This is a genomic window from Caballeronia calidae (assembly GCF_900044055.2).
GTDB lineage: Bacteria > Pseudomonadota > Gammaproteobacteria > Burkholderiales > Burkholderiaceae > Caballeronia > Caballeronia calidae.
Genome location: NZ_FCOX02000048.1, coordinates 32,733 through 57,525, shown reverse-complemented (window position 1 = coordinate 57,525; position 24,793 = coordinate 32,733). Strand labels below are relative to the sequence as shown.

The 24,793-nt window shown below is 63.2% G+C and carries 29 protein-coding genes; 14 read left to right on the top strand and 15 right to left on the bottom strand.

From position 1 onward, the window contains the following. Nucleotides 1-539: transposase (locus AWB78_RS31075; RefSeq protein ID WP_198399358.1), on the bottom strand; the 539-nt coding region annotated here is incomplete at its 3' end. Between the two features lie 134 nt (nucleotides 540-673). On the opposite strand from AWB78_RS31075, the gene AWB78_RS31070 reads away from it, so the two are divergent. The 5 genes from AWB78_RS31070 (at nucleotide 674) to fnr (ending at nucleotide 4,145) form a co-directional block, all read left to right on the top strand. Beyond that, nucleotides 674-904, top strand: a complete 231-nt coding sequence (locus AWB78_RS31070; protein WP_062610460.1) for a hypothetical protein — start codon at nucleotides 674-676, stop codon at nucleotides 902-904. 45 nt (nucleotides 905-949) lie between these two features. Further along, nucleotides 950-2,020: a PAS domain-containing sensor histidine kinase gene (locus AWB78_RS31065; protein WP_062610467.1), complete on the top strand. Its 1,071-nt coding sequence runs from the start codon at nucleotides 950-952 to the stop codon at nucleotides 2,018-2,020. Nucleotides 2,021-2,099: 79 nt separating this feature from the next. Beyond that, nucleotides 2,100-2,573 carry a universal stress protein gene (locus tag AWB78_RS31060; protein ID WP_062610459.1) on the top strand — a complete coding sequence of 158 codons (474 nt, stop codon included), beginning with the start codon at nucleotides 2,100-2,102 and terminating at the stop codon, nucleotides 2,571-2,573. Between the two features lie 17 nt (nucleotides 2,574-2,590). After that, nucleotides 2,591-3,238: a response regulator gene (locus tag AWB78_RS31055; protein WP_062610458.1), complete on the top strand. Its 648-nt coding sequence runs from the start codon at nucleotides 2,591-2,593 to the stop codon at nucleotides 3,236-3,238. 199 nt (nucleotides 3,239-3,437) lie between these two features. Continuing rightward, nucleotides 3,438-4,145 (top strand): fumarate/nitrate reduction transcriptional regulator Fnr, encoded by a 708-nt coding sequence (gene fnr / locus AWB78_RS31050; RefSeq protein ID WP_062610457.1) that lies wholly within the window; start codon nucleotides 3,438-3,440, stop codon nucleotides 4,143-4,145. On the opposite strand, the gene AWB78_RS31045 is transcribed toward fnr, so the two are convergent. The 4 genes from AWB78_RS31045 to AWB78_RS31030 form a co-directional block, all read right to left on the bottom strand. Then, a complete protein-coding gene (locus AWB78_RS31045) occupies nucleotides 4,121-4,426 on the bottom strand; it encodes a DUF1488 family protein (RefSeq protein ID WP_062610456.1) in 306 nt (101 codons plus the stop codon). The two genes, fnr and AWB78_RS31045, sit on opposite strands and share 25 nt — an antisense overlap. 106 nt (nucleotides 4,427-4,532) lie before the next feature. Continuing rightward, on the bottom strand, nucleotides 4,533-4,967 hold the full coding sequence (locus AWB78_RS31040) for a universal stress protein (protein ID WP_062610455.1): 435 nt from the start codon (nucleotides 4,965-4,967) through the stop codon (nucleotides 4,533-4,535). A gap of 28 nt (nucleotides 4,968-4,995) precedes the next feature. After that, nucleotides 4,996-5,517: a flavodoxin family protein gene (locus AWB78_RS31035; protein WP_062610454.1), complete on the bottom strand. Its 522-nt coding sequence runs from the start codon at nucleotides 5,515-5,517 to the stop codon at nucleotides 4,996-4,998. 2 nt (nucleotides 5,518-5,519) lie between these two features. Then, nucleotides 5,520-6,560, bottom strand: a complete 1,041-nt coding sequence (locus AWB78_RS31030; protein ID WP_062610453.1) for a zinc-dependent alcohol dehydrogenase family protein — start codon at nucleotides 6,558-6,560, stop codon at nucleotides 5,520-5,522. A 200-nt stretch (nucleotides 6,561-6,760) separates the two neighbouring features. Here AWB78_RS31030 and AWB78_RS31025 point away from each other — a divergent pair, with 200 nt between their 5' ends. Then, nucleotides 6,761-7,606 (top strand): universal stress protein, encoded by an 846-nt coding sequence (locus AWB78_RS31025; protein ID WP_062610452.1) that lies wholly within the window; start codon nucleotides 6,761-6,763, stop codon nucleotides 7,604-7,606. A 3-nt stretch (nucleotides 7,607-7,609) separates the two neighbouring features. On the opposite strand, the gene AWB78_RS31020 is transcribed toward AWB78_RS31025, so the two are convergent. Next, a complete protein-coding gene (locus tag AWB78_RS31020) occupies nucleotides 7,610-8,059 on the bottom strand; it encodes a hypothetical protein (RefSeq protein WP_232477949.1) in 450 nt (149 codons plus the stop codon). Nucleotides 8,060-8,402: 343 nt separating this feature from the next. Between AWB78_RS31020 and AWB78_RS31015 the strand changes: the two genes are divergently transcribed. Next, nucleotides 8,403-9,596 carry a helix-turn-helix transcriptional regulator gene (locus AWB78_RS31015; RefSeq protein WP_063959054.1) on the top strand — a complete coding sequence of 398 codons (1,194 nt, stop codon included), beginning with the start codon at nucleotides 8,403-8,405 and terminating at the stop codon, nucleotides 9,594-9,596. Between the two features lie 244 nt (nucleotides 9,597-9,840). On the opposite strand, the gene AWB78_RS31010 is transcribed toward AWB78_RS31015, so the two are convergent. From AWB78_RS31010 to catA, 7 genes are all read right to left on the bottom strand, one after another. Further along, nucleotides 9,841-11,187 (bottom strand): MFS transporter, encoded by a 1,347-nt coding sequence (locus AWB78_RS31010; RefSeq protein ID WP_062610450.1) that lies wholly within the window; start codon nucleotides 11,185-11,187, stop codon nucleotides 9,841-9,843. Nucleotides 11,188-11,378: 191 nt separating this feature from the next. Then, nucleotides 11,379-11,774, bottom strand: coding sequence for a RidA family protein (locus tag AWB78_RS31005; RefSeq protein WP_062610449.1), 396 nt, complete (start codon nucleotides 11,772-11,774; stop codon nucleotides 11,379-11,381). Nucleotides 11,775-11,793: 19 nt separating this feature from the next. Next, a complete protein-coding gene (gene benD / locus AWB78_RS31000) occupies nucleotides 11,794-12,570 on the bottom strand; it encodes a benzoate diol dehydrogenase BenD (RefSeq protein ID WP_062610448.1) in 777 nt (258 codons plus the stop codon). Then, complete coding sequence (benC, locus tag AWB78_RS30995) at nucleotides 12,567-13,595, bottom strand: benzoate 1,2-dioxygenase electron transfer component BenC (protein WP_062610447.1); 1,029 nt, start codon at nucleotides 13,593-13,595, stop codon at nucleotides 12,567-12,569. Before benC ends, benD begins: the two co-directional genes overlap by 4 nt. Nucleotides 13,596-13,630: 35 nt before the next feature. After that, nucleotides 13,631-14,119: a benzoate 1,2-dioxygenase small subunit gene (gene benB / locus AWB78_RS30990; RefSeq protein WP_062610446.1), complete on the bottom strand. Its 489-nt coding sequence runs from the start codon at nucleotides 14,117-14,119 to the stop codon at nucleotides 13,631-13,633. Beyond that, the gene (locus AWB78_RS30985; RefSeq protein ID WP_062610445.1) at nucleotides 14,116-15,474 is read right to left on the bottom strand and encodes a Rieske 2Fe-2S domain-containing protein; all 1,359 of its coding nucleotides are present in this window, start codon (nucleotides 15,472-15,474) and stop codon (nucleotides 14,116-14,118) included. The genes benB and AWB78_RS30985 overlap by 4 nt, the downstream gene beginning before the upstream one ends. A gap of 112 nt (nucleotides 15,475-15,586) precedes the next feature. After that, nucleotides 15,587-16,522, bottom strand: a complete 936-nt coding sequence (gene catA, locus AWB78_RS30980; protein WP_062610444.1) for a catechol 1,2-dioxygenase — start codon at nucleotides 16,520-16,522, stop codon at nucleotides 15,587-15,589. Nucleotides 16,523-16,699: 177 nt separating this feature from the next. Here catA and AWB78_RS30975 point away from each other — a divergent pair, with 177 nt between their 5' ends. The 4 genes from AWB78_RS30975 to AWB78_RS30960 all read left to right on the top strand — a co-directional run bounded on the left by AWB78_RS30975 (nucleotide 16,700) and on the right by AWB78_RS30960 (nucleotide 20,374). Beyond that, the gene (locus AWB78_RS30975) at nucleotides 16,700-17,623 is read left to right on the top strand and encodes a LysR family transcriptional regulator (RefSeq protein WP_062610443.1); all 924 of its coding nucleotides are present in this window, start codon (nucleotides 16,700-16,702) and stop codon (nucleotides 17,621-17,623) included. A gap of 105 nt (nucleotides 17,624-17,728) precedes the next feature. After that, nucleotides 17,729-18,856, top strand: coding sequence for a muconate/chloromuconate family cycloisomerase (locus AWB78_RS30970; protein ID WP_062610442.1), 1,128 nt, complete (start codon nucleotides 17,729-17,731; stop codon nucleotides 18,854-18,856). Between the two features lie 16 nt (nucleotides 18,857-18,872). Beyond that, entirely contained in the window at nucleotides 18,873-19,151 is a 279-nt protein-coding gene (catC, locus tag AWB78_RS30965; RefSeq protein ID WP_062610441.1) for a muconolactone Delta-isomerase, read from the top strand. Nucleotides 19,152-19,168: 17 nt separating this feature from the next. Next, nucleotides 19,169-20,374: a benzoate/H(+) symporter BenE family transporter gene (locus AWB78_RS30960; RefSeq protein WP_062610440.1), complete on the top strand. Its 1,206-nt coding sequence runs from the start codon at nucleotides 19,169-19,171 to the stop codon at nucleotides 20,372-20,374. Nucleotides 20,375-20,380: 6 nt separating this feature from the next. On the opposite strand, the gene AWB78_RS30955 is transcribed toward AWB78_RS30960, so the two are convergent. Together AWB78_RS30955 and AWB78_RS30950 are read right to left on the bottom strand one after the other, a co-directional pair. Continuing rightward, complete coding sequence (locus AWB78_RS30955; RefSeq protein ID WP_062610439.1) at nucleotides 20,381-21,154, bottom strand: SDR family oxidoreductase; 774 nt, start codon at nucleotides 21,152-21,154, stop codon at nucleotides 20,381-20,383. A gap of 11 nt (nucleotides 21,155-21,165) precedes the next feature. Continuing rightward, nucleotides 21,166-21,579, bottom strand: coding sequence for an acyl-CoA thioesterase (locus tag AWB78_RS30950; protein WP_062610438.1), 414 nt, complete (start codon nucleotides 21,577-21,579; stop codon nucleotides 21,166-21,168). A gap of 89 nt (nucleotides 21,580-21,668) precedes the next feature. On the opposite strand from AWB78_RS30950, the gene AWB78_RS30945 reads away from it, so the two are divergent. The 3 genes from AWB78_RS30945 (at nucleotide 21,669) to AWB78_RS30935 (ending at nucleotide 24,792) form a co-directional block, all read left to right on the top strand. After that, entirely contained in the window at nucleotides 21,669-22,373 is a 705-nt protein-coding gene (locus AWB78_RS30945) for a Crp/Fnr family transcriptional regulator (RefSeq protein ID WP_062610437.1), read from the top strand. Nucleotides 22,374-22,472: 99 nt separating this feature from the next. Beyond that, complete coding sequence (locus tag AWB78_RS30940) at nucleotides 22,473-23,837, top strand: MFS transporter (protein WP_062610436.1); 1,365 nt, start codon at nucleotides 22,473-22,475, stop codon at nucleotides 23,835-23,837. 34 nt (nucleotides 23,838-23,871) lie between these two features. Then, nucleotides 23,872-24,792 carry a beta-keto acid cleavage family enzyme gene (locus tag AWB78_RS30935; protein ID WP_062610435.1) on the top strand — a complete coding sequence of 307 codons (921 nt, stop codon included), beginning with the start codon at nucleotides 23,872-23,874 and terminating at the stop codon, nucleotides 24,790-24,792. Nucleotide 24,793: the final 1 nt, after the last annotated feature.

The following is a 24,793-nucleotide window of genomic DNA, read 5'->3' as shown; positions in this document are numbered from 1 at the left end:
TTCGCCTTGGCCAGCAGCGCATCGATCTGTTCTTTGAGTTCCAGCTCGGCTTTCTTCATCCGCTCGTAACTCATCGCCTTATGACGCGACGCATTGGCCTTGATCTTCGTGCCGTCAACGGCAATCGTCCCGAGCTTGACCAGTCCGCATTCCTTGGCCAGCTTCACCACTTGCACAAACAGGTCCGACAGTTCCTTCAAGTGAAAGGCGCGAAAGTCGCAAAGCGTGCGATGCGCCGGATAGTTGCCCGCGGCGAGGACCCGGAACGCGACATCTTCATGCAGCTTCCTGGCCAGCTTGCGCGACGAGAACACCCCGGTCGCATAGCCGTAGACGAGCACCTTCACCATCATCGCCGGATGAAAGGGTTGATTGCGCGGGCCGCCGCCCGCATACCGCGCATGGAAGCTTGACAGGTCGAGCGAATCCACCGTGTCGCTGATGTAATAGGCCAGGTGCCCTTCAGGCAGCCAGTCTTGCAGCGCGTGGGGCAGCAACATCTGCTGCTGCGGCTCGTAGGGAAGATAGCTTATTGGCATCTCCTAACAACGCTTACCCGGCTCGGCCGGATGACATCAGATTTCTGCCGCGCATACTCCTAGCACGCTCCATCCCGGGCGCGCGGCGGCACGCACGCCGCTCGCGCCTTCGATCATTTCGACGAGAAAAACCTATGATCATCTATCATCGGGGAGCGGCCTTTCAGCCCTCCGTCACACGCAAGGGCAAAGCATTCGTCGCGACGGCTTCGATTCTCGAAGAGGACGGTCACGCGACCTCGCTGGGCAATCTGGGCGCATTCGCCAGCAAGGACGGCGCGCTCGGTTTCGCAGTCCGGTGCGCCACCGCCTTCCTCGACGGCGACGAAATGCCCTTGCCGCCTTTTCAGCTGACCGCGCAATAAAACGCGACGCGTCGTGCGTTGCATGCGCGCTTGCCCATTGCAACGATGACGAACTCCTGCGATTCCGAACCGGATAACGAAGGCACACCGCTCGCGCCTTCACTGCAAACGGACGCGGCTTTCCGCCTTCTGGTGGACACGGTCCAGGACTACGCGATCTTCCTGCTCGACGCGCACGGCAACGTCGCGACCTGGAACAACGGCGCGCGGCGAATCAAGGGTTATGCCGCGCATGAGATCGTCGGCCGTCATTTTTCCGTCTTCTATCCGCCTGACGATATCGCGGCGGGCAAGCCCGAAATCGAGCTGACGACGGCGGCGCGCGACGGACGCATCGAAGACGAGGGCTGGCGCATTCGCAAGGATTCGACGCGCTTCTGGGCGAACGTCGTCGTCACCGCGCTGCGCGATGCGCATGGCAATCTGATCGGCTTCGCCAAGGTCACGCGCGACATGACCGACCGGCTGCGTCTCGCGGAACTGCAACGCGCCCGCGAGTTGTCCGCGCACGTGCAGACCGCGCTCGAAAACGAACGCGCTTCGATCGCGCGGGAACTGCACGACGATCTCGGCCAGCAGCTCGCCGCGCTGAAAATGCAGTTGTCGATCCTCGACACCTCCGCGCAAGGCGTGCGCGTCAAACAGCAATCGCTCGAACAGATCGACACGATCATCGCTTCGGTGCGGCGCATCGCGGCCGGCCTGCGCCCGCCCGTGCTCGACGATCTCGGCCTCTTCGCCGCGATCGACTGGCTCGTCTGCGACTTTCGCCGGCGCTACGATCTCGACATTCATCTGCATATCGAAGGCGAGGAAACCGGCTTCGACACCATCGCGTCCACGTCGGTTTTCCGGCTCGTGCAGGAAGCCCTCACCAATGTCGTGCGTCATGCGCGCGCGAGCGAGGTACGCATCGAGATCATCTGCGCGCGCTCGCGCTGCCGCTTGTCCGTCGAGGACGACGGTCGCGGCGCCGACCTCGCCCAGCCGCGCGGCATCGGCGCTTTCGGCCTGCTTGGCATGAGCGAGCGCGTGCGCCAGCTCGGCGGCGTCATCGAGTTTCACAGCGCGCCCGGCCAGGGCTTTCGCATCGCCGCCGATATTCCCTTGATTTGAGTCAACAGCGCCGGACGATGTCTCCGTAGACTCGAACGCAGGCCCGCGCCGTCTCGTCACATCGAATCACGAGGTCGTCATGTACAACCGCATTCTCTTGCCCATCGACGGCAGCCCGACCGCCATGCAGGCCTTCGATGAAGCGCTGAAGATCGCGAGCGCGAGCGGCGCCGAGCTCCAGCCGCTCTATGTCGTCGACATGCAGCCGGTGTCCTACGATGCGACGAGCGCGTTCTATCCCAACCTGCGCGATGCCCTGCTCGAAGAAGGCCGGCGGATCTCGGCGATGACCGCCGAACGCATGGCGCAAGCGGGCGTGAAAGGCACGCCGCGGGTCTGCGAAGTCGACTATGTCGGCGACGACATCGCGCAGCGCATCCGCCATTGCGCCGACGATTTCCGCGCCGACCTCATCGTCATGGGCACGCACGGGCGGCGAGGATGGCGGCGTCTCGTGCTCGGCAGCGTCGCGGAGAGCTTCGTGCGTCTGTCGCGCTGTCCGGTGCTGCTGGTGCCGGGCCGCGAAGCGGAGCAGCGCGAAGCGAACGGCTGACGCGCGGAATCGCATCCATGACGATCCACGTGCTGATTGCCGATGACCACGCGCTCGTGCGCGACGGTCTGCGCCATATTCTCGGCAACGCGAGCGGCTTCGAAATCGCCGGCGAAGCCAGCGACGGGCCGAGCACGCTCGCGCTCGCACGCTCGACCGACGCCGACGTACTCGTGCTCGACCTGTCGATGCCGGGGCGCAGCGGCCTCGACCTGCTCAAGCAGATCAAGGACGAGAAGCCCGCGCTGCGCATTCTCGTGCTCACCATGCATGCGGAGCAGCAATACGCCGCGCGCGCGTTCAAGGCCGGCGCATCGGGCTATCTCACCAAGGAGAGCGCGAGCGCGGAGCTGGTCGCGGCGGTCACGAAGGTGGCCGCGGGCGGCGCCTACGTGAGCCTCGCGATGGCCGAGCGCTTCGCGCAGAGCCTGACCGAGCCCGCGGAGGCGCTGCCGCATCAGCGCCTGTCGAACCGCGAGTTCGAGGTGTTCCGGCGGCTGTGCGCGGGCGAGTCCATCAGCGATATCGGCGAGGCGCTGTGCGTGAGCGCGAAGACCATCAGCACGTACAAGGCGCGCGTCCTGGAGAAGATGCAGATGCCGCACGAAGCCGCGCTCGTGCGCTATGCGGTGCGCCACAGGCTCTTCGAGGACGAAAGCGGCTGACCTCGCGGGGACGCGTGTAAGGCTTTCCCTACACGACTTCGCGAACGCCTACAGCACGATCCGCCATCGACGATATATTTTCGAGATGGCGCGGCCAATAATGCAGTGCATGGAATCCGTGGCCGCGCATCGATGCTTCGGGCTTCCTGATCCGAAGCACGTTCCGTCTGCGCGAATCTGTCCCTACAGGAGGCGCAGCATGTTCGTCGTTCCCGCTGACAATTCCCGCACCCGCTGCTCGACGTGCTCGATGCAGCGAGTCTGCATGCCCTCGGGCCTGTCGACCGTCGATTACGAGCGCCTCGACGCGCTCATCTGCACGACGCGCACCGTGCGGCGCGGCGAAGCGCTGTATCGCTGCGGCGATACGTTCCGCAGCCTCTACGCCGTGCGCAGCGGCTGCTTCAAGACCGTCATCATGCATCGCGAAGGCAACGAGCAGGTCACGGGTTTTCATCTGGCGGGCGACGCGCTCGGGTTCGACGGCGTGAGCGCCGACCATCACACATGCGATGCCATCGCGCTGGAAGACAGCGTCGTCTGCATCATTCCTTTCGATCTGCTCGAACTGCTGTGCCGCGAGGTCAAGACGATCCAGCATCATGTGCATCGTCTGATGAGCAGCGAGATCGTGCGCGAATCGAACCTGATGATGCTGCTCGGCACGATGACGGCGGAACAGCGCGTCGCGGCCTTCCTGCTGAATCTCTCGACGCGCATGAAGGCGCGCGGCTATTCGCGCGCGGAGTTCGTCCTGCGCATGACGCGCGAGGAAATCGGCAGCTTTCTCGGGCTGAAGATCGAAACCGTCAGCCGCATGTTCTCGAAGCTGCAGAAGGCCGGCGTGATCGACGCGCGCGGCAAGGACGTGCGGATTCTCGATCAGGCCCGGCTCGAAGAAGTCTGACCGCGCGCTTCGCGGAAGCGGAAGAAGCCGCTGCGCAGCGTGACCGAGGTGGCACCGACGCGGCTCAGCAACTGTTCGGCGGCCCCCTGGATCGAAGACCGATGGCTCTCGAATGCGCGCTGCAGGTCTTCCTCCCGCCATGACGCGGCGCCGAAGTGATCTTCGAGCGCCTCGGCGGAAATGGTGCACTCGACGTGCTCGCCGTCCGCGACGGCGGCGAACGTGAGCGAAGGCGCGTCGCCCTGATAGACGGGCGCCTGACTCAAAAACGTGATGTTCATGCCGGTACCTCGCTCAAGGGGCGACGCGAAAAAGATATCCCTTCAGTGTCTGCGATCGATCATGAGGCCGCCTTGATCCAGATCAATGTGGTTTTCACATACCTGCTTACACGTCTTTCGACGCGCGCGTGAGCAGCACCGGACACACTGAGCGCCTGACGAACACCTCCGCAACGCTGCCGAGCGCGAGCCGCTTCAATCCGGTGCGGCCATGCGTGCCCATCACGACGAGATCGGCGGGCATGTCCGCCGCGCGGCGCTGCAGGCATTGCGCGACCGAATCGGTCACGTTGCGGGTCTCCGCCAGTTCCGTTTCGCACTCGATGCCGGCTTCGGTCAGGCGTGCGCGCGCGGAATCGAGCGTGCGCCGTCCCTCCTCGGCCATGCTCGCGCGATAGCTCACCGGGAATGACGAAAGCGCGGTCGTGTCGAGCACGAGCACGACGCGCACCCTTGCACCCGCGCCGATGCGCAGCGCTTCGTCGAGCGCGCGTTGCGCGCAGTCGCTGCCGTCGAGAGCCACGAAGATATTGCGGTACATGATGTCGCCTGCTTGCGCGGCTGCGCGTTCAAGCCGCCCACTTGAGATTGTCGATGCGCACGAGCTTGCGTTCGATGCGCTCCACGAAGCCTTCGACGAGCCGGTCCTCGTCCGCTGCGCGCGGATGACCGGCGATCGCGCAGCGCGCGACCGGCTGCTTGCCCGTGAGTCTCGCCATGTCGCGCAGCGCGTTCGTCTCGCGGCGCATGCTCTGCGTGCAGAAGAAGGCCACGTGCCGCAGCTTGCGCCGGTTCGCGGCAAGCCAGGCGCGCACGGGCGCGCTGAGCGTCCCGGCCCACACCGGCGTGCCGATCACGACCACATCGTACGCCGCGACATCCTTCAGCGCAGCCCCGACGCGCACATCGCAGCCGAACACCGTTTGCGCAAGCGAACGCAGGAAGCCGGCCGCGCCGCCGCGATCGAGCGGCTCGGTGATCTCTTCGAAATCGGCATGAAGCCGCGCGGCCAGCGCGGCGCCCAGTGCGCGTGTCCTGCCGGTGCGCGAGTAGCACACCACGAGCGTTTTCGATTGGTGCGTGCTTTCCATGATCAGGCCACTTCGATAATGACCTTCAGCGCATTCGTTTCCGCCGCGTGGCCGAAGGTTTCATAGGCATCGAGCACCTGATCGAGCGTGAAGCGGTGCGTGATGAGCTTCGTCGGCTGCAACCGGCCCGCGCGCACGGTCTTGAGCAGCATCGGCGTGCTGACGGTATCGACGAGGCGCGTGGTGATCGTGATGTTGCGGTCCCAGAGCTTCTCGAGATGCAGATCCGCCTTCACGCCATGCACGCCCACGTTCGCGATGGTCCCGCCCGCCGCGATGATCTCCTCGCACAATTCGAAGGACGACGGCACGCCGACCGCTTCCACCGCGCAATCGACGCCCGCGCCTTCGGTGAGACGCATGATCTCGCCGACCGGCTCCGTGCTCGCGATATCGATGCATGCGCTCGCGCCGAAGGTGTTCGCCACCTCGAGCCGATGTTTGTCGCGGTCGATCATGATGATCTGCGCCGGCGCATAGAACTGCGCGGTGAGCAAGGCAGCAAGACCGATCGGCCCCGCGCCGACGATCGCCACCGTGCTGCCGGGCTGTACCTTGCCGTTCAGCACGCCGCACTCGAAGCCGGTCGGAAGAATGTCCGACAGCATGACGAGCGCCTCTTCCTCGACGCCCGCCGGGATCGGATACAGGCTCGTATCGGCGTGGGGAATGCGGACATATTCCGCTTGCGTGCCGTCGATCTTGTTGCCGAGTATCCAGCCGCCCGTCGCGCAATGCGAATACATGCCGCGCCGGCACGCGTCGCATTTTCCGCACGAGGAGATGCACGAGATCAGCACGTGATCGCCCGGCTTGAACGCCGACACCGCCGCGCCCGCCTGCTCGACGATGCCCACGCCTTCGTGCCCCAGCACGCGGCCTGGCTCGCAGGTCGGCACGTCGCCTTTGAGGATGTGCAGATCGGTGCCGCAAATGGTCGTGCGCGTCACGCGAACGATCGCATCGGTGGCGGCGGCGAGCGTCGGCTGCGGCCGCTCGTCGAGCGACTTGTTCCCCGGACCGTGATAGACGAGTGCCTTCATCTGCGAGCTCCCTGCTTGACGCGTGAGGTGGATCGGACGTGCCCACTCTATCGCCGGGGGATGACGCTGCGATTGACCTGGGTCAACCGCATCCGCGTCGGCGCGCAAAGGCGGTTCCGTTGATCTGAGTCAAGCGCATGGCGCGCGGTCTCCATAGACTCGGAGACCAGCTACTTTCAGCGGACTCGCGGAGCCACGCCATGAGCTACAAGACGATTCTCGTGCATCTCGATTCGAGCGTGCGCGCCCATCCGCGTCTGGAAACCGCGCTGCAGCTCGCGAAGCGTTTCGACGCGCATCTGATCGGCCTCTATGCGGTGTTTCAGCCCAACGCCCGCGCGTTCAACGTCATGGCCGGCAGCGCCGGTTACTACGAAGTGCAGGCGGCCATGCGCCGCGAACAATCGGGGGCCATCGAGCGGCTGTTCCACGCGGAGTTGAAGCGTGCCGGCGTGACGGGCCAATGGATCGCTCCGAACGAGCAGCCGGACCGCGCCGTGTCGCGCCATGCGCGATGCGCTGATCTCGTGGTCGCGGGGCAGGACGATCCGGGCGATCCCGAGTCGTATATCGGCGATCAGTTTCGCGAGAACGTCGTTCTGTCGGCGGGAACGCCAGTGCTCCTCGTTCCCTACACGGGCTTCTTTCCCTCGCCGGGACAGTATCCGATGATCGCGTGGGACGCCGGCCGCGAAGCCGCGCGCGCGGTCCACGACGCGTTGCCGTTCCTGAAGTCGTGCCTCTGCGCGACCATCGTCACCATCGACACCCACGGCACCGGTGGCACGCCGGACGGCGAACGCATCGCGGGCGCCGACATCGCCGCGTGCATCGCGCGGCATGGCGTGAAAGTGGAAGTCGCGTCTGGCACGGCGGGCACCGACGCATCGGCCGGCGACGCGTTGTTGTCACGCGCCGCCGATATCGGCGCCGATCTCATCGTGATGGGCGGATACGGCCATGCGCGCTGGCGCGAACTCGTGCTCGGCGGCGTGACGCGCACCTTCCTCGCGTCGATGACCGTGCCCGTGCTGATGTCGCACTGAAGGCTAAGGAATGCGGTAGCTGCCGCTTTTCTTGCCTACATAGCTGTAGGTGCCCTTGTCCGCGGGCAGGACCTGCACTTGCTGCCAGTCGAATTTGCCTTCGATGCCCTTGTATTTGCCCGTGCCCGCGGTGAGCGAGCCCTTGCCCGTCGTCGATCCGCCGCGATAACTGAACGACTCGACGAACTTGTCGCCGTCCTTGTCGGTGTACACGCAGTAGCCGTTCGTCGTGCCCGCGCTGAAACCGGCTTCGACACAGCGCGCCGTGACGTTATGCATCAACGGCGCCTTGCTGTCGTTCGTCATCAGCAGCGTGGATTCGAAAAGATAGACCGCGTCTTCGCCGCCCGCGCCGATCTCTCGAACGTCCGCGCCTGTCGCGACATAAGTCGCCTCGATGTTGCCCTGCTTGGGCAGCGTCTGCGCCGAGCCGGCCGAAGGTAATGCGACCATCGCCATTGCCGTTACCGCAAGCGCCAAAGAACGGGATATGCGCGTGCTGCTTTTCATCGCCGACCTCCACACGAAATTCTTCTTGATGTTCGCGACCATGCGAATTCGCGAGGCCATGCCCCGCTTTTCGTCGAAGAATGCTTTCTTACGAACGTGCGATCAGCCGCGCGGTTGTTAAGGACGTCTTCGTATGACCATTGAGTGTCCGTCTTTCGCGCGGGATTCGATACTCCCATTTGGGAGGAACATCGCCGGAAATTTACATATACTTTTCGTCGAGCTTACTTAAACGGCTCACACATCCGGAAAGTGAAAAGCGCGAAGACTCATGGCGGGAGGCGGCATGCACCGAGTCGATGCAATTCATCGGGCGATCCAGCATATCTACGAGGCAACACTGGACCCGGAGAACTGGCCGGGCGCGATAGCTTCGGTGGCGCAAGCGGGCTGCGCGCACAAGGCGATATTGCACGCGGCCGCTTCGAGCGGACCGAATCTCGCTATTTCCAGCGGCTTTCGCGCGGATGACGTGATTCGTCTTCGGCAAGAACTCGAGCACCGACTTCCCGACTGGATCGAAGCTATTCCGACAGGCACCGCATTGCGCCAGACATCCGCCATATCGGATGACGAGTTCAGGAAATCGGACCTGTATAACATCGCGGTGCGTCCGGCGGGCGGGTTCTATGGCATCGTCGCACCGCTCCTGCGCGGGCCGGACCATCGAATACTTCTGGCGATCGCGCGTAACTTGGGTTCGGCTGACTTTACTGCAGAAGATGTTCGCGCGACGAATCTCATCGGTTCGCATCTCGTCACTGCGTTGAAAGTCTGGCAACGCATCGCGGACTCGGAAGGGCGCGCATCGGCCGCGTTCGAAGCGATCGAGCGACTGAGTGTCGGTGTCGTGTTCCTCGATGAAAAGATGCGTCCGGTTCTCGCGAATCCTTGCGCCGAAGCATTGGCAAGGTCACGCGATGGCCTGCTGCTGGAAGCGCACCGGCTATCGGCGATTCGCCCCGACGACGCGAAGAACCTCGCCGATGCGATCGCATCGGCGACACGCTTCGGTGGCGCACGACACGACGCGCCGGAATCGGCGACGCTCGCTTCATCGGCGTGGAAATGCCTGATTCACCGCGATCCGCCGCGCAGCCCGCTCATCGCGCGCGTCATACCCGTGGGTCCGCCCTATCGGTCATCGATGGATGTTGCGAGCGCGCGAACGATCGTCTTCATCATGGAACCGGATCGTCCGCCCGCAATCGATGCTCCGTCCCTGAGCTCGACGTTCGGATTCACGCACCGCGAAGCCGCGCTCGCGGCCGGGCTCGTTCAGGGCGCCGATCTGCGGCAAGCCGCCAGGCAGATGAACATTGGAATCGGCACTGCGCGCAGCTATCTCAAGCGGGTGCTTTCGAAAACCGACACGCATCGCCAGGCGGAACTGGTGTCGTTCCTGTTGCGAAGCAGTCTGCAGACTCTCGGCGATCGTCCGGCCGAGCGGCAAAACGGCGTGTACGATAGAAACGTTTGAGCAATACGGTTCAGGAGGCGTCATGAAAGCGGTGTGCCCGCTGCACGGGCCGACAACCATCATCCGCACGAACGCATACGGCTTTCCGGTCTATGCGTGCTGCTGCAACGACGTGCCCTATGTCACGCCACCGGACGCATGTACGAGAGCGCCGACACAACGCGGCGCCCCCGAGCAGCCGAAACGCGCCCCGCGGCCTGAAACGCCGAAGGAATGAATGCGGGGCGCGGTCTCATAACATGGTCTACGCCGGATCGGCTTCCGCGGCGACGGGAGCGATGCGGTCCGGCCGGGGCCGGCGCGAATCGATCAGGCAGACCGCCAGCATCGCGATGACACCCGGAATGGCGATGGCGACGAAGTTCTGCTGAAGCGGCAAGGCCTTGCTCACGAGAAAGCCGATCACGATGGGCGCGAGAATCGCACCGCTGCGCCCCACGCCCGACGCCCAGCCGATGCCCGTCGATCGAATGGCCGTCGGATAGTACTGTCCCGCGAACGCATACGTGACGATCTGCGTGCCGATCGTCGACGCGCCCGCCAGCCCGACGAGGAAGAACAGCACGCCCACCGGCACCTTGACGCCCAACAGGCTGATCGAAATGGCCGCGAGCGCATACATGACGATCAGGACGTGCTTGATGTTGAAGCGGTCGGCGAGCCATCCGCCGCCGATCGCGCCGATCATCGCACCGAAGTTCAGCACGAGAACGAAGGTGAGCGCGGAGCCGAGGCTATGTCCGGCGCTCGCCATGAGCTTCGTCAGCCAGGAACTCAATGCGTAGACCATGAAGAGGCACATGAAGAACGCGATCCACAGCATGACGGTGCTCACACCGCGGCCTTCCGCGAACAGTCGCTTGATCGTCGAACCGGGCGCGGCTTCACGTTCGAACAGAGAGAAACTATCGGCCTGTTGCGGCACGTAAGCAGGATCGACGCGCGGAAGAATCTTCTTCAGACTGTCCGAGCGGCCCGTTCGCACGAGAAACGCCAGCGATTCGGGCATGAACTTCAGGATCACGGGCGCGAGCAGCGCAGGCAAGCCCGCCGCGATGAACACGGATTGCCAGCCGTAACGCTCGATCATCGCTTTGCCGACCAGCGCCGCCAGCATGCCGCCGACAGAGTAGCCGCTGAACATCACGGTGACCATCGTGCTGCGGATCTTGCGCGGGGAATACTCGGTCATCTGCGCCACGACGTTCGGCATGACGCCGCCGATGCCCAATCCCGCGAGAAATCGCGCGATGCCGAATGTCACCGGATCGCGGGTGAATCCCGCTGCGGCGGTGAATACGCTGAAGAGCAGAAGGCAGATCACGATCGCGGGCACGCGGCCGATTCTATCGGCGATGGTGCCGAGGAAAACCGCGCCGATCATCATGCCGAGCAAGGCGGAGCTCACCATGAATCCGGCGCTCGTCGGCTGAATGCCCATGTCTTTCATGATCGACGGAAGCGCGATCCCGACGACCGCGAGATCATAACCATCGAAAATGATAATGAGCGCGCACCAGCAAAGCAGCAGCAGATGAAACTTCCTGAATCTGGCGTCGTCGCATAACTTTTGAATGTCTATGTGGCGCATGGTGTCTCCTTGATATAGGACTCGATTTACTTCCGCGATTTTGTTTTTTATCGATTCGACGGCTTCGATGGGCGAAGCGCGTCCCAGCCTGCTGCCTTCGAAAGGCAGCAGGGTCGCGGGTCTTTCTGCGTTGACGGACTGCGATGAAGTCTTTCTTTGTAGTTCTTGTCGTGGATGAATCGGTTCTCTGGCTAAGCCAGCACGGCCACAGCCTTGATTTCGACGATATAACCCGCCGCGCCGCCGAGCATGTGCGCGCCGATGGCCGTCCATGCCGGCAGCGGATGTGTCGTCAGATAACGGTCGCGCACCTGCATGAACAAGGACAGGTCGCGCATGTCGGTGTGAAACGTGGTCACGTCGACCACATCGCTCAACGATGCGCCCGCCTCTTCCAGCACGAGCTTGAGATTCTCGAAGGCCTGCACGATCTGCGCCTCGCGATCCTCGACGAGTTGCATGGCCGAATCGCGGCCTATCTGCCCGGACACGTAAATCGTATTGCCGGCCTTGACCGCGGGCGCGTAGCGAATCTTCTCGTACACGGCTTCCATTCCCGCAGGGACGATAGCTTTGCGTTCACTCATGAATTGCGTCTCCGCCGAATCAGCCGTTGTCACCGCCAGCCACGGGCAACACCGCGCCGGTGATATAACTCGCCTCGTCCGAAGCGAGGAAAAGGATCGGCGCGATTTGCTCGTCGAGCGTGCCGTAGCGCTTGAAAAAGGTCGATTCCCTGACCTGCTTCACCGCTTCGCCCATCCACATCTTTTCCTGCTCGCTATCGCCGGCTGCATTGCGCGGCACGCGTCGCGGAGGCGCCTCGGTTCCGCCCGGCGCCGCTGCGACGACGCGAATGTTGTGCTCCGCGTATTCCATCGCCAATGATTGCGTCATCGCGTTCACGCCGCCTTTCGCGGCCGAATACGGCACGCGCCGGATGCCGCGCGTGGCATTCGATGACACATTGACGATGGTCCCACCGCCGCGCGCGATCAGATGCGGCAGCACCGCATGGCACGCGTACAGCGTGGGCATCAGCGAGCGGCGAATTTCGGCGTCGATCTGCGCGGGCTCGAACTCGGCATACGGACGCATGCGAATCGCGCCGCCGACACCATTCACCAGAATGTCGATGCCGCCAAACTTGCGCACCGCAAACGCCAGCGCCGATGCCGCGCCTTCATACGTCTCCAGATCAGCGACGAAGCCTGCCGTCTCCGCGCCTTCCGCTTCGGCGGCGACCTCTTCGACGAAGTCGGCGCGATCGACCAGCAACACCTTCGCGCCCTCGGCCGCCGCACGCAGCGCCACGCCGCGCCCGATGCCCTGTGCCGCGCCTGTGACGACCATCACCTTGCCGGCAAATCGTTGCGTGCTCATGCGGCCACCGGTGCGACGTTGGGAGTGAACTTCTCGTAGTGGAAGCTGTTGGGCTTCACGCCGTTGTCGTCGAAGTGCTTGCGCACTGCATCGACCATCGGAGGCGGCCCGCACAGATACACGTCGACATCGCCATCGTTCAACGATTCCGCGGGCATGTGCTGCGTGACCCAGCCCTTGCGCGGATGAGCCGAATCCGCATCGGCGACGACCGTGCTGAACGTGAAGTTCGGCAGCTTCGCCGAATAGGCATCGATCGCTTCGACCTGCACGAGATCGAGATCGCGGGTCACGCCGTAGATCAGGTGAATCTTCTGCTGCGAGTTCGCACGCGCGAGCACCTCCAGCATCGAGAGGAACGGCGCGAGACCCGTGCCGCCCGCGAGGAACAACAACGGCCGCTCGACCGCGCGCAGATAGAAGCTGCCGAGCGGGCCGGTCAGTTCGACCGCGCTGCCTGCCTGCGCGGATTCGAGCCACGTGCTCATCACGCCGCCGGGAATCTTCTTGATGAGAAAGCTGATCTTCGTTTCGCCGGGCGCCGACGAGAACGAATACGACCGATGCTGACCGCTGCCGGGCACGTCGATATTCACGTACTGGCCCGGCAGGAACACCGGCGCGGTCGTGGCGGCATCCACGTCCAGTTCGAGCACGACGGCAGCGTCGTTATGCTGCTCGACCTTCGTGACCGTCGCGGCGAACTTGCTTTGCGCGGTCTTGCACGCGGTGGAAGACGCCGGCACCGCGATCACGCAATCGCTCGACGGAACCATCTGGCACGTGAGCACGAGGCCGCCTTCCTTCTCGTCGTCGCTCAGCGCGTCTTCGATGTAGTCATCGCCGAGATCGTAGCTGCCGCTTTCAGCGCGGCATTTGCAGGTGCCGCACACGCCGTCGGAGCAATCCATCGGCAGATTGATCTTGGCGCGGAACGCGGCATCGAGAACCTTCTCGCCTGCCTTGCATTCGACGAATCGCGTCACGCCGTCTTCGAAATTCAGTGCAATGTTATAGCTGGACATGTTGCCTCCTACTTCCTGTCTCATCACCGTGGGTATCAGACGTGGTAGACGTCGAGCACCTGACGGATGTAATCGTTCTTCAGCACAATCTTCTTGTGCGAGATCAGCAGAATGTCGTCGACCTTTCGCAGCGTCACGAACATCGTGCCGAAGAAATGGTCGGTGATCTTGTACCGATGGCTGAGCGTGTCGAAGTTGTAGCGCACATCGACTTCGTTCTCACGCTCGGCCAGCACTTCCACGTTGGTGACGTTGTGGCTCGTGCGCGGCTCGGGCATCGAAGCGCCGCTGCGCTCGGTCTTGATGCGGAACACGCGATCTTCCAGGCCGCCGCGATCCGGGTAATACATCAACGAGATCTGGCTTTCGTGATCGTCGGTGATTTGATCGTCGTCGTCCCATGCGGGCATCCAGTACGTGACGTCTTCCGCATAGCAGCCGAGCCACTCGTCCCATTGACGGTCATCGAGCAGGCGCGCTTCGCGGTACAGCGTCGCGCAGATTTTCTGGTAATCGAAGCTCATGCCAGTGCCTCCCCTTGTTCCTTCTTGAGGGCGTCGCGCATCACGTTCACCCAGTATTCATGCTGCACGACGAAGAGACCTTCGTCTTCGCTGCGCTCGCCGGAAATGAGCGGCTTGATGCCCATGTTCTTTGCGTTGTCATCCGCGCCATGCACCCACAACGGCGCGCCGCGCGAAAGGTCGTTCCACATCGCGGTGATGCCGGCATAACCCGACTGGCACGCGCGGAACTCTTCGAGGTCGTCGCTCGTTCCCATGCCCGTGACATTGAAGAAGTCTTCGTACTGGCGAATGCGCGTCGCGCGATCCTCGGCGCTTTCACCCTTCGGCGCGAAGCAGAAGATGCTGACTTCGGTCTTGTCGACGCTCAACGGGCGCACCACGCGAATCTGCGTGCTGAACTGATCCATCAGGAACACGTTCGGATAGAGACACAGGTTGCGCGTCTGATTGACGATGTAATCCGCCTGCACCTCGCCGACGCGCGCCTTGATCTCTTCGCGATGCTGATACACCGGTCGCACTTCCGGATTCATCGTCTTGGTCCACAACAGGATGTGGCCATGATCGAAGCCATACACGCCCGCGACCGACTTGCTCCAGCTGTTCGCATCGACGGCCTTGGTGCCTTCGACCTTGCGGCGGCCCATCGTCGCGGCGTAGTTCCAGTGCACGGTGCTGACGTGATAGCCGTCGCAGCCGTTCTCCATCTGCATCTTCCAGTTGCCGTCGTAGACATACGAGGAGTTGCCGCGCAACACTTCGAGGCCATCCGGCGCCTGATCGACGATCTGATCGATGATCACCTTCGTCTCGCCGAGATACTCTTCGAGCGGCATCGAATCCGCATTGAGGCTGCCGAACAGGAAGCCGCGATAGTTCTGGAAGCGCGGCACCTTGCGCAGATCATGCGAGCCGTGCGTGTTGAACTGAATCGGATATTCGGTGGTCTTCTCGTCCTTCACCTTCAGCAGCTTGCCGGTATTGGAGAACGTCCAGCCATGGAACGGGCACGTGAAGCTGCCCTTGTTGCCATGCTTGCGGCGGCACAGCATCGCGCCCTTGTGTGCGCAGGCGTTGATGACCGCATGCAGTTCGCCGGTCTTGTCGCGCGTGACGACCACGGGCTGGCGGCCGATCCACGTCGTGTAGTAATCGTTGTTGTTGGGGATCTGGCTTTCGTGCGCGAGGTACACCCAGTTGCTCTCGAAGATGTGCTTCATCTCGAGATCGAACAGATCGGTGTTGGTGAAGATATCGCGGCGGCAGCGGAATACGCCGCTTTCCTTGTCGTCCTGAACTGCGGTCTGCAGCAGTTCGTCGAGCTGACTGGCTTTGTCGGTGATGGCGGACATGTGTGCTCTCCTATGCGCGCTCCGCTCACGGAGCGCCGGCATCGGTGTCGAATGATTTCTTGCGGAGATTCAGGCGGCGACGGCGCAATCGGCCGGCGCCGCGATTCGGCGCTTACGCCGTGGCGGATACGCGCGGGCGATAGACGATCTGGTTGTCCTTGCCCTGCACCAGCGGAGTCAACTGGATGTCGAACACGATTTCCTTGTACGCATCGGCCTTCAGTCCGAGCGCCGCGCCGCCGGTCTTTTCGACGACATGCGGAACCAGCTCTTCGCGGGTCGCATAAGCGAAGTCGTCCCAGATCAGCGGATCGCCTTCGATGTTGATCTGCGTCGTCAGCTTGCGATGCTTCTCGCTGGTCGCGAAGAAGTGCACGTGCGCCGGACGATTGCCATGGCGTGCGAGCGAGTCGAGCAATTGCTGCGTCGCGCCTTGCGGCGGGCAGCCGTAGCCCACCGGCATGAGCGTGCGGAATTCATACTTGCCGTCGGCGCCCGTCTTGACCGCGCCGCGCAGGTTGAAATCGCTTTGCGCGCCGGTCGGATCGAAGTGCGAATAAAAGCCCTTCGAGTTGGCGTGCCAGCATTCGACGACCGCATTCGCAACGGGCTTGCCGTCCGGGCCCGTGACCGTGCCGCTGATAACCAGCGGGCCGGCGGCTTCGTCGGGATTGACGTCGATCTTCGACACGCCGTCGCGCACCGGCGCACCGGCGACATACAACGGGCCTTCGATCGTGCGCGGCGTGCCGCCGTGGATATCGGCTTCGCGGTCCGCTGCATCCATGCGGATGTCGAGATACTTTTCCAGGCCGAGGCCGGCGGCGAGCAACGCCGCTTCGCCGTCGCGGCCCAGCTTGTTGAAGTAATTGACGCCGGCCCAGATTTCATCGGGCGTCATGTCGAGGTCGTCGATCGCCTTGAACAAGTCGCTCAACAGGCGATGCGTAATCTGCTTGGTGCGAGCACTGCCGTCCTGACCTCCGAGGTTGGCAGCGGCCTTCAACAGGTCCTGCACTTCCTTCGTATCGAACACATTGATGCTCATGTCTGCTCCTGAATCTCGCAATTTTCTGGTGGGGTTTACCCTTGCTTCAGCGCCGGCGGAGATATGCTCGGAAGGTATAATCGGGTGCTGAAACAGAGCGTGAAAGCAGAATAGTCGACGTAAAGAGGCCCGGTCCAACACTGATTTAGTATTGGGCTATATCCAGGAGGTATTGAGATGGAGCTGCGACATCTGCGCTACTTCGTGGCGGTTGCCGAGGAACGCAACTTCACGCGCGCCGCGCAGCGGCTGCACATCGCCCAGCCGCCGCTGAGCCGTCAGATACAGCAACTCGAAGAGACGCTCGGCGTGCAGCTATTCGAACGCAACTCACGCCCGTTGAAGCTGACAGAGACCGGCAAGTTCTTTTATTCGCATGCCGTGCAGCTGCTGGCGCAGACCGCCGAGCTCGAATCGATGACGCGGCGTGTGGGCAATATCGAACGCAGTCTTTCGGTGGGTTTCGTCGGCTCGACGCTGTACGGCATGCTGCCGAAGATCATCCGGCGTTTCCGCGACGAGAACGCCACCGTCGAACTGAGTCTCCACGAAATGTCGACGATGGACCAGATCCGCGCGTTGAAGGATGGCCGCATCGATGTCGGCTTCGGCCGCATTCGTCATGAGGATGCGAACATCCGCCGCGTGATTCTTCGCGAAGAGAAGCTGATCGTCGCGCTGCCGGTCGGGCATCCGCTTTCGCTCGCGAAGCCCGTGCTCTCGCTGCGCGACCTCATCAACGAGACCTTGATCATCTTCCCGAAAGCGCCGCGCCCGAGTTATGCGGATCAGGTGCTTTCGGCGTTTCAGGACCGCGCGCTCGCGCCCCGCAAGATCTACGAAGTGCGCGAGCTGCAGATCGCGCTGGGGCTGGTCGCGGCGGGCGAAGGCATTTCCGTCGTGCCGAGCAGCGTCTACGGCCTCAAGCGCGACGACGTGAGCTACAAGGAACTCGACGACCCCACACTCGTTTCGCCCATCATCATGAGCATGCGGGCGCTCGACGAATCGCGCGACATCAAGGAAATGCTCGAACTCATCTACCGGCTGTACGAAGAAGAACGGATAACCTATACCCCGCGCACGGTTCGGGGGCAATGACGCGCGCCATACCTCGGGGGTATGGCACTAGACGTCAACGGTGTTGGACACGCGGCAAATGGGCGCGCAATACTTCAGCAACCCATCCATTCCGACATTTCAGGTATGAACGCCCAAATCACCTCCGTCGAAGCGATTCTGGTTGATCTCCCGACCATCCGTGCGCATCAACTCGCGATGGCGACGATGCAGCAGCAAACCCTCGTCATCGTTCGTCTGCGCACGAGCGACGGCATCGAGGGCATTGGCGAAGCCACCACCATCGGTGGCCTGTCTTACGGCGATGAAAGTCCCGAAGGCATCAAGCTGACCATCGACACTTATCTTGCGCCCGCGCTCGTCGGACAGGACGCGACCAATATCAACGCCGCGATGCTCCGGCTGAACAAGATCGCGCGCGGCAATCGCTTCGCCAAGTGCGCGATCGAAACGGCGCTGCTCGATGCAGAGGGCAAGCGCCTGGGCGTGCCGGTGTCCACGCTGCTCGGCGGCGCGGTGCGCAAGACGCTGCCGGTGCTGTGGACACTCGCGAGCGGCGATACCCAGCGCGATATCGACGAAGCCGAGATGCTTCTGGCCGAACGCCGTCACAACACGTTCAAGCTGAAGATCGGCCGCCGCAGCGTACGCGATGACGTCGCGCATGTCTCGAAGATCAAGGCGGCGCTCGGCGATCGCGCGAAAGTCACCGTCGACGTGAATCAGGCCTGGAACGAAGCCGATGCCGCGCTCGGTATCGAAGCCTTGCAAGCCGCGGGCATCGACCTCATTGAGCAGCCGACGCCGCGCGAGCAGCGCAGCGCGCTCGCGCGACTCGCTGCGCGCTTCATCGTGCCGATCATGGCCGACGAAGCCGTGACGGGTCCGGAAGACGCGCTCGAACTCGTGCGCCATGCATGCGCGGATGTGTTCGCGCTGAAGATCGCGAAGTCCGGCGGCATCTACGGCATGATCCGCACCGCCGCCATCGCCGATGCGGCCGGCGTGTCGCTGTACGGCGGCACGATGCTCGAAGGCAGCATCGGTTCGATTGCATCGGCGCACGGCTTCAGCGCGCTGCCGCAGCTTGCGTGGGGCACGGAGCTGTTCGGGCCGCTGCTGTTGAAGGACGACATCGTCACGGCGCGACCGCAATACCGCGACTTCGATCTGCACATGCCGGAAGGACCGGGCCTGGGTCTTCAGATCGATGAAGAGAAGCTCGCGTTCTATCGTCGCGACAAGAACATCTGAGACAACGAGGACAATCATGCTTTATCTGGTGAGAATGGACGTACATCTGCCGCACGACATGCCTGCTACGAAGGCCGATGAAATCAAGGCACGCGAGAAGGAGTACTCGCAGGAGCTGCAACGGCAAGGGAAGTGGCAGCAACTGCATCGCGTGGTCGGTGAATATGCGAACTACAGCGTCTTCGATGTGGACTCGCATGACGAACTGCACACGATTCTCTCGGGCCTGCCTTTGTTCCCGTACATGACGATGAAGGTGACCGCGCTCGCGCATCATCCGTCGTCCATTCGCTGAAACGGCGCACCGCACGCATGAAGCGCGAGACGGAAAGCACGTTGTTGCCCGCTGCCCCGAAAGGGACGTGGTCGGTATCGGCTGTCACCGCCGGGCTGCTGGCGGTGATCATCTCGTATGCCGGGCCGCTCGCGATCTTCTTTCAGGCCGCGCATGCCGCGCATGTCGGCAACGATGTCGTCGCGTCGTGGGTCTGGTCCATTTCGATGGGCGCGGCGGCGTCGGGCATCGCGCTCAGCTGGTGGCTGAAGCAGCCGATCATCACCGCGTGGTCCGCGCCCGGCTCGGCCTTGCTGGTCACGCTCTTTCCGGGCATGCCGGTCAGCGAGGCGATCGGCGCGTATATCGTCGCGGGCGCGTGCATTTTCGCGCTCGGCGTGTCGGGCCTGTTCGATCAGATCGTCAAGCGAATACCGAAAGGAATCGCCTGCGCCATGATGGCGGGCATCCTCTTTCAGTTTGGCGTCAACGTATTCAAGTCGGTTGCGGTCACGCCATGGCTCGCTTTCGGCATGCTGGCGAGCTTTCTCGTTTTCCGCCGATGGGCGCCGCGTTACTGCCTCATTCTCGTGCTGGCGTTCGGCGGCGCGCTCGCCGTGGGGCTCGGCCTCACGCATTTCGAGTCGGTCAGTTTTCACCTCACGCGCCCCGTCTTCACGATGCCCACGTGGACCTGGCAATCGACCGTGAGCTTCGCGGTGCCACTCGTCATCGTCAGTCTGACGGGTCAGTTTTTGCCCGGCTTCGCGATTCTGCGCGCGTCCGGTTATCAGACGCCGAGCCGCCCTGTTCTCATCGGGACGAGTCTCGCGTCGGTGCTGGTTGCGTTCTCGGGCGGCATCACGATCGTCATCGCGGCGATCACCGCTGCGCTGTGCACCGGCCCCGACGCGCATCGTGATCCGCAGCGCCGTTATGTGGCGGGCATCGCGAACGGGCTGTTCTATCTGATCGGCGGATGCTTCGCCGGCACCGTCGTCATGTTGTTCGCCGCGCTGCCGAATGCGTTCGTCGCCGTGCTCGCGGGACTTGCGCTGCTCGGCGCGATCGCGGCGAATATCGTCGGGCTGGTGCAGGACGAAGCGCATCGCGAAGCGTCGTTCATCACGTTCATCGCGACGGCGTCCAACATGAGTTTTCTCGGTCTCGGTTCGGCGTTCTGGGGCATCGTGCTCGGCACGCTCGCGCATCTGATACTCGGAAGCGCAAAGCGGAAACGTTGAGCGGAATCACGACGCGCTTTGCGAATCGCCATCGATCGGAATGATCTGGCCGGAGATGGACCGTCCCGCACTCGATGCGAGAAACACTGCGAGCGCGGCGATATCCGCCGGATCGACGAAACGCTTGATCGACTGATTCGCGAGCGCCGACGCTTCTTCCTCGGCCACGCTGCGACCGCTCACCGACGCGCGCCCCTCCAGCACGCGCTGCATGCGCGGGCCCTTCACCGCGCCCGGCAGAATGGCGTTGACCCGAACGCCGAATTCGCCGAGCTCGCGCGCCAAGGTCTTGGCGAATCCGACCAGCCCCCATTTGGTCACCGCATAAGGACTGCGGTTCGGATAACCGAACCGGCCCGCGAGCGACGACATGATCACGATCGTGCCCGCGTCCGACTGCTTCAGATGAGGAATCGCATGTTGCGTCACGATGAAGGTGCCGGTGAGATTCACGCGCAACACGCTCTCCCACGCATCCGTGTCCATGTCCGCGACACTGGCGGCAGGACCGGCGATGCCCGCATTATTGACGAGCACATCGATGCCGCCGAGCGCGGCCGCGGCATCGTCGACCATGCGCGCAGCCGCGGCGCGATCGCCGATATCGCATACCGATGTCACGACGCCCGGCATCTGCTCCTGCAATCGTTGCAACGCGGCTTCATCGATGTCGCAGACGAAAACCTTCGCGCCCGCGGACACGAACGCCTCGGTGATCGCGTGGCCGATGCCGCTCGCGCCGGCCGTAACCAGCACGCGCTGAGTTGTCGATATCGTCATGGCGTCCTCCATCATGAGCAGGCTGCTTGGATGAACTCGGGCACGGGCACGGCCTTGAGGCGTCCGTCGGCCTGCTTGACGCACAGGGCGCGCGTGGCGCGGCCTTCGCAGATCAAGGTATCGCCCCGCATGATGCGATGATTCTGGATGAACACTTTCCCGCGCCACTCCTCGATGCTGCTATGCACCTCCACGGTTTCCCCATACGTTACCGAGGTATGAAAGCGCGTGTGCATCTCGAGAAGCGGCGCGCCGATGCAGTTCGGCAGGTCCGTCATCGCGCGCCATGGCGGCAGGCCGCACTGAATGAAATAATCGTGCGAGGCGGCGTCCATCCAGCGCGAGAAGTTCGGAAAGAAGACGATGCCCGCCGGGTCGCAATCGCCGAACTGCACGTCGATACGGTAGATAGTTTCTTTGCTCATGAGCCCATGATCCTCCTTCGATTACCGATATTGTGCGCCTCGCGATTCCCCGACACTGTCGATCCCGCGACAATCGTGAGCCCCAGCCCATGACGCGACGCAAGCGCACGAGCGCCCCATCACTCACGCTGGACGAACTGCTCGCGCAATCGTCGTGGTTCGCGCGGCTCGACGCATCCGCGCAAGCGCGCGTGCGTGCGGAAGCGTCCGAGCGCGCCGTCGCCATGGGTCAGGTGCTCGGGCATCATGGCGAGCGGCAGCATGTGTGGTTCGGCATGCTCGAAGGCCTCATCAAGTGGTCGATCACCGCGCGCGACGGGCAAACCGTGACCCTCGGCGGCCAGTCCGCCGGAAGCTGGTTCGGCGAAGGCACGCTGATTCGCAATGCGCCACGCCAGTCCGATCTCATCGCCTTGCGCGACAGCCGCGTCGCGCAGATTCCGCTCGCCACGTTCAACTGGCTGCGCGACCATCAGCCTTCGTTCAACGAGTTCCTGCTGTGGCAAGTCAACGAACGCCTGCACTGGTTCATGGCCGTCGCCGCGGCGCACGGGCTGCTCGATACCGACAGTCTCGTCGCGCGGGCGCTGGTGGGCATGATTCATCCGCTGTCGAACGCGAGCGGCACGAGCAATCTGCGCATTTCGCAGGAGGAACTCGCGAATCTCGCGGCCGTATCGCGCCAGACCTGCAACAAGGCGATGAACCGCTTCAAGAACGCCGGCCTCGTGCGCGCGGAATACGGCGAAATCGTCATACTGGATCTGCCGGGGCTGCAGGCTCTCGCGCAATAAGGCCCTCGCGTATACGCTGACCCGGACTGTCGTCCGATCGACAGTTCCAATAACCCCGCGCCCAAATAATGCGTGTCATACCAGACAGGGAGACACGCAATGAATCGCACTCGTTCGCTGGCCGGCGCCGCTGTCATCGACAGTTCGCCCGGCCGCTCCGACGAAGACACCGTCTTTCGCAAGATCAGTTTGCGCGTCATGCCGCTCGTGCTGATCGCTTACGTGTTCGCATTTCTCGACCGCATCAACATCGGCTACGCGCAACTGCAGATGAAGCAGGATCTCGCGTTCTCCGATGCCGTGTACGGCCTCGGCGCCGGCATCTTCTTCGTCACGTATCTGCTGTTCGAAGTGCCCAGCAACCTGCTGCTCGAAAAGATCGGCGCGCGGCTGACGTTTCTTCGCATCATGGTGCTGTGGGGCCTCACGTCGGCGGCCACCGCTTTCGTCTCCGCGCCGTGGCAGTTCTATGCGATCCGCCTCATGCTCGGCATCTTCGAGGCGGGCTTCTTTCCCGGCATCATCCTGTATCTCACGTACTGGTATCCGAGCCAGCGACGTGGCCGCGTCACCGGCCTCTTCCTCTTCGGCATGCCGATCACCGGCGTGCTCGGCGGCCCGCTCTCCGGCATGATCATGAGCGGCATGGAAGGGTTCGGCGGCATGCACGGCTGGCAATGGCTCTTCATCGTCGAAGGCTTGCCGACCGTCCTTCTCGGCTTTCTCCTTTACCGCATGCTGCCGAACAAGCCCGACGACGCGGCCTGGCTCGACGATGCCGAGAAAGAGACCGTGCGCGCGGCCATGAACGCCGACCACAAGGATGACGCCGCGCACGGCGGACACGGACACGGCAAGCTCCTTGCCGCACTGACCGATCCGATGACCTACGTGCTCGCGTTCATCTACTTCTGCTGCGCGTGCGCCGTCTACACGATGACGTTCTGGCTGCCGACGATCATCAAGGGCATCGGCATCGCCAACGTATCGACGATCGGCTGGTTCACCGCCGTGCCCTACTTCTTCGGCGCGGTCGGCGTGCTCGTCATCAGCCGCAGCTCGGATCGTTTCGGCGAACGCCGCTGGCATGTCGGCGGCACGCTCGCGATCGGCGCCATCGCGCTGGCGTCGACGTCCTTCGTCCATGCGGGCATCGCTCCGGTCATGGCGCTGCTGTGCGTGGCCTCGTTCTTCATCTTCGGCGGCGGTTCGCTCTTCTGGTCGATTCCGCCGACGTACCTCGGCCGCAACGCCGCGGCGGCGGGCATCGCGGTGATCAGCTCGCTCGGCATCCTCGGCGGCTTCGTCAGCCCGACCGTGATCGGCTGGATCAAGGGCGCGACGGGCAGCATTCAGACGGGTCTGCTCGCGTTGACCGCGGTCGTGCTGATCGGTTGTCTGACGGTCCTGATCGGGCTGCCCAGACGCGCGCTTCGGGTAGGAACCGACGCGACCCATTCCTGAAGAAACCTGCATTCCTCATTCGGAGAGAGACATCATGAGCAAGTCCAAAGTCATCGTGACGGTTGCGCCCACGGGCGGCATGGCGACCAAGAAGATGAACCCCAATCTGCCGACGCAGCCGCGCGAAATCGCCGACGATACCTATCGCTGCTATAACGCGGGCGCGAGTGTCGTCGCCGTGCATGCGCGCCGCCCGGACGATCAGGCGACCTGCGATCCCGCCATCTACAGCGAGATCAACCGCCTGATCCGCGACAAGTGCGACATCGTCCTGAACAACTCCACCGGCGGCGGCATCAACGGCGACATGGTCCGCGAGCTCGACAACGGCTTGTGGGAAATCATGTGGGAAGAGCGGCTGAAAGGCATGCAGGGCGATGGCGTCGAGATGTGCACGCTCGATGCGCAAACCGTGGTCGCGAGCTTCGAAGGCAAGGAGATTCTGGTCGCGACGCCGCCGTCGCGCATCCGGCAGATCGCGGGCATGATGAAGGAACGCGGCATCAAGCCCGAATGGGAAGTGTTCGGTCTCGCCGATATCGTTCAGGACGTGCAGCGCGCGATCAACGAAGGACTCGACGAAGCGCCGCATTTCATCAACATCGTCATCGGCGCGAATGCGTTTCAGGGTGCGCTGCCTTATACGCCGCGCCTGTTGCAGACCATGGTCGATCATCTTCCGGCGCGCACCGTCTTCAATGTCAGCGCGATCGGCGCCGCGCAACTGCCCGCTGCGATGAACTCGCTGTTGCTCGGCGGGCACGTGCGCGTGGGACTCGAAGACAACCTGTACTATCGGCAAGGGCAATTGGCCACCAATGTGCAACTGGTCGAGCGGCTCGTGCGCCTCGTGCGTGAGATGGGATACGAACCGGCCACGCCCGAAGAAGCGCGCGAGATCATCGGGCTGAAGCCCCTGCGCTCGGGCGTCGCGGCTGCCGCCATGGAGAGCTGAA

What these genes read in the sequence shown, in the direction of transcription:
- AWB78_RS31070 (WP_062610460.1), top strand. Translation starts at nt 674, where the DNA reads ATGATCATCTATCATCGGGGAGCGGCCTTTCAGCCCTCCGTCACACGC.
- AWB78_RS31065 (WP_062610467.1), top strand. Translation starts at nt 950, where the DNA reads ATGACGAACTCCTGCGATTCCGAACCGGATAACGAAGGCACACCGCTC.
- AWB78_RS31060 (WP_062610459.1), top strand. Translation starts at nt 2,100, where the DNA reads ATGTACAACCGCATTCTCTTGCCCATCGACGGCAGCCCGACCGCCATG.
- AWB78_RS31055 (WP_062610458.1), top strand. Translation starts at nt 2,591, where the DNA reads ATGACGATCCACGTGCTGATTGCCGATGACCACGCGCTCGTGCGCGAC.
- fnr (WP_062610457.1), top strand. Translation starts at nt 3,438, where the DNA reads ATGTTCGTCGTTCCCGCTGACAATTCCCGCACCCGCTGCTCGACGTGC.
- AWB78_RS31045 (WP_062610456.1), bottom strand. Translation starts at nt 4,426, where the DNA reads ATGAACATCACGTTTTTGAGTCAGGCGCCCGTCTATCAGGGCGACGCG.
- AWB78_RS31040 (WP_062610455.1), bottom strand. Translation starts at nt 4,967, where the DNA reads ATGTACCGCAATATCTTCGTGGCTCTCGACGGCAGCGACTGCGCGCAA.
- AWB78_RS31035 (WP_062610454.1), bottom strand. Translation starts at nt 5,517, where the DNA reads ATGGAAAGCACGCACCAATCGAAAACGCTCGTGGTGTGCTACTCGCGC.
- AWB78_RS31030 (WP_062610453.1), bottom strand. Translation starts at nt 6,560, where the DNA reads ATGAAGGCACTCGTCTATCACGGTCCGGGGAACAAGTCGCTCGACGAG.
- AWB78_RS31025 (WP_062610452.1), top strand. Translation starts at nt 6,761, where the DNA reads ATGAGCTACAAGACGATTCTCGTGCATCTCGATTCGAGCGTGCGCGCC.
- AWB78_RS31020 (WP_232477949.1), bottom strand. Translation starts at nt 8,059, where the DNA reads ATGGTCGCATTACCTTCGGCCGGCTCGGCGCAGACGCTGCCCAAGCAG.
- AWB78_RS31015 (WP_063959054.1), top strand. Translation starts at nt 8,403, where the DNA reads ATGCACCGAGTCGATGCAATTCATCGGGCGATCCAGCATATCTACGAG.
- AWB78_RS31010 (WP_062610450.1), bottom strand. Translation starts at nt 11,187, where the DNA reads ATGCGCCACATAGACATTCAAAAGTTATGCGACGACGCCAGATTCAGG.
- AWB78_RS31005 (WP_062610449.1), bottom strand. Translation starts at nt 11,774, where the DNA reads ATGAGTGAACGCAAAGCTATCGTCCCTGCGGGAATGGAAGCCGTGTAC.
- benD (WP_062610448.1), bottom strand. Translation starts at nt 12,570, where the DNA reads ATGAGCACGCAACGATTTGCCGGCAAGGTGATGGTCGTCACAGGCGCG.
- benC (WP_062610447.1), bottom strand. Translation starts at nt 13,595, where the DNA reads ATGTCCAGCTATAACATTGCACTGAATTTCGAAGACGGCGTGACGCGA.
- benB (WP_062610446.1), bottom strand. Translation starts at nt 14,119, where the DNA reads ATGAGCTTCGATTACCAGAAAATCTGCGCGACGCTGTACCGCGAAGCG.
- AWB78_RS30985 (WP_062610445.1), bottom strand. Translation starts at nt 15,474, where the DNA reads ATGTCCGCCATCACCGACAAAGCCAGTCAGCTCGACGAACTGCTGCAG.
- catA (WP_062610444.1), bottom strand. Translation starts at nt 16,522, where the DNA reads ATGAGCATCAATGTGTTCGATACGAAGGAAGTGCAGGACCTGTTGAAG.
- AWB78_RS30975 (WP_062610443.1), top strand. Translation starts at nt 16,700, where the DNA reads ATGGAGCTGCGACATCTGCGCTACTTCGTGGCGGTTGCCGAGGAACGC.
- AWB78_RS30970 (WP_062610442.1), top strand. Translation starts at nt 17,729, where the DNA reads ATGAACGCCCAAATCACCTCCGTCGAAGCGATTCTGGTTGATCTCCCG.
- catC (WP_062610441.1), top strand. Translation starts at nt 18,873, where the DNA reads ATGCTTTATCTGGTGAGAATGGACGTACATCTGCCGCACGACATGCCT.
- AWB78_RS30960 (WP_062610440.1), top strand. Translation starts at nt 19,169, where the DNA reads ATGAAGCGCGAGACGGAAAGCACGTTGTTGCCCGCTGCCCCGAAAGGG.
- AWB78_RS30955 (WP_062610439.1), bottom strand. Translation starts at nt 21,154, where the DNA reads ATGACGATATCGACAACTCAGCGCGTGCTGGTTACGGCCGGCGCGAGC.
- AWB78_RS30950 (WP_062610438.1), bottom strand. Translation starts at nt 21,579, where the DNA reads ATGAGCAAAGAAACTATCTACCGTATCGACGTGCAGTTCGGCGATTGC.
- AWB78_RS30945 (WP_062610437.1), top strand. Translation starts at nt 21,669, where the DNA reads ATGACGCGACGCAAGCGCACGAGCGCCCCATCACTCACGCTGGACGAA.
- AWB78_RS30940 (WP_062610436.1), top strand. Translation starts at nt 22,473, where the DNA reads ATGAATCGCACTCGTTCGCTGGCCGGCGCCGCTGTCATCGACAGTTCG.
- AWB78_RS30935 (WP_062610435.1), top strand. Translation starts at nt 23,872, where the DNA reads ATGAGCAAGTCCAAAGTCATCGTGACGGTTGCGCCCACGGGCGGCATG.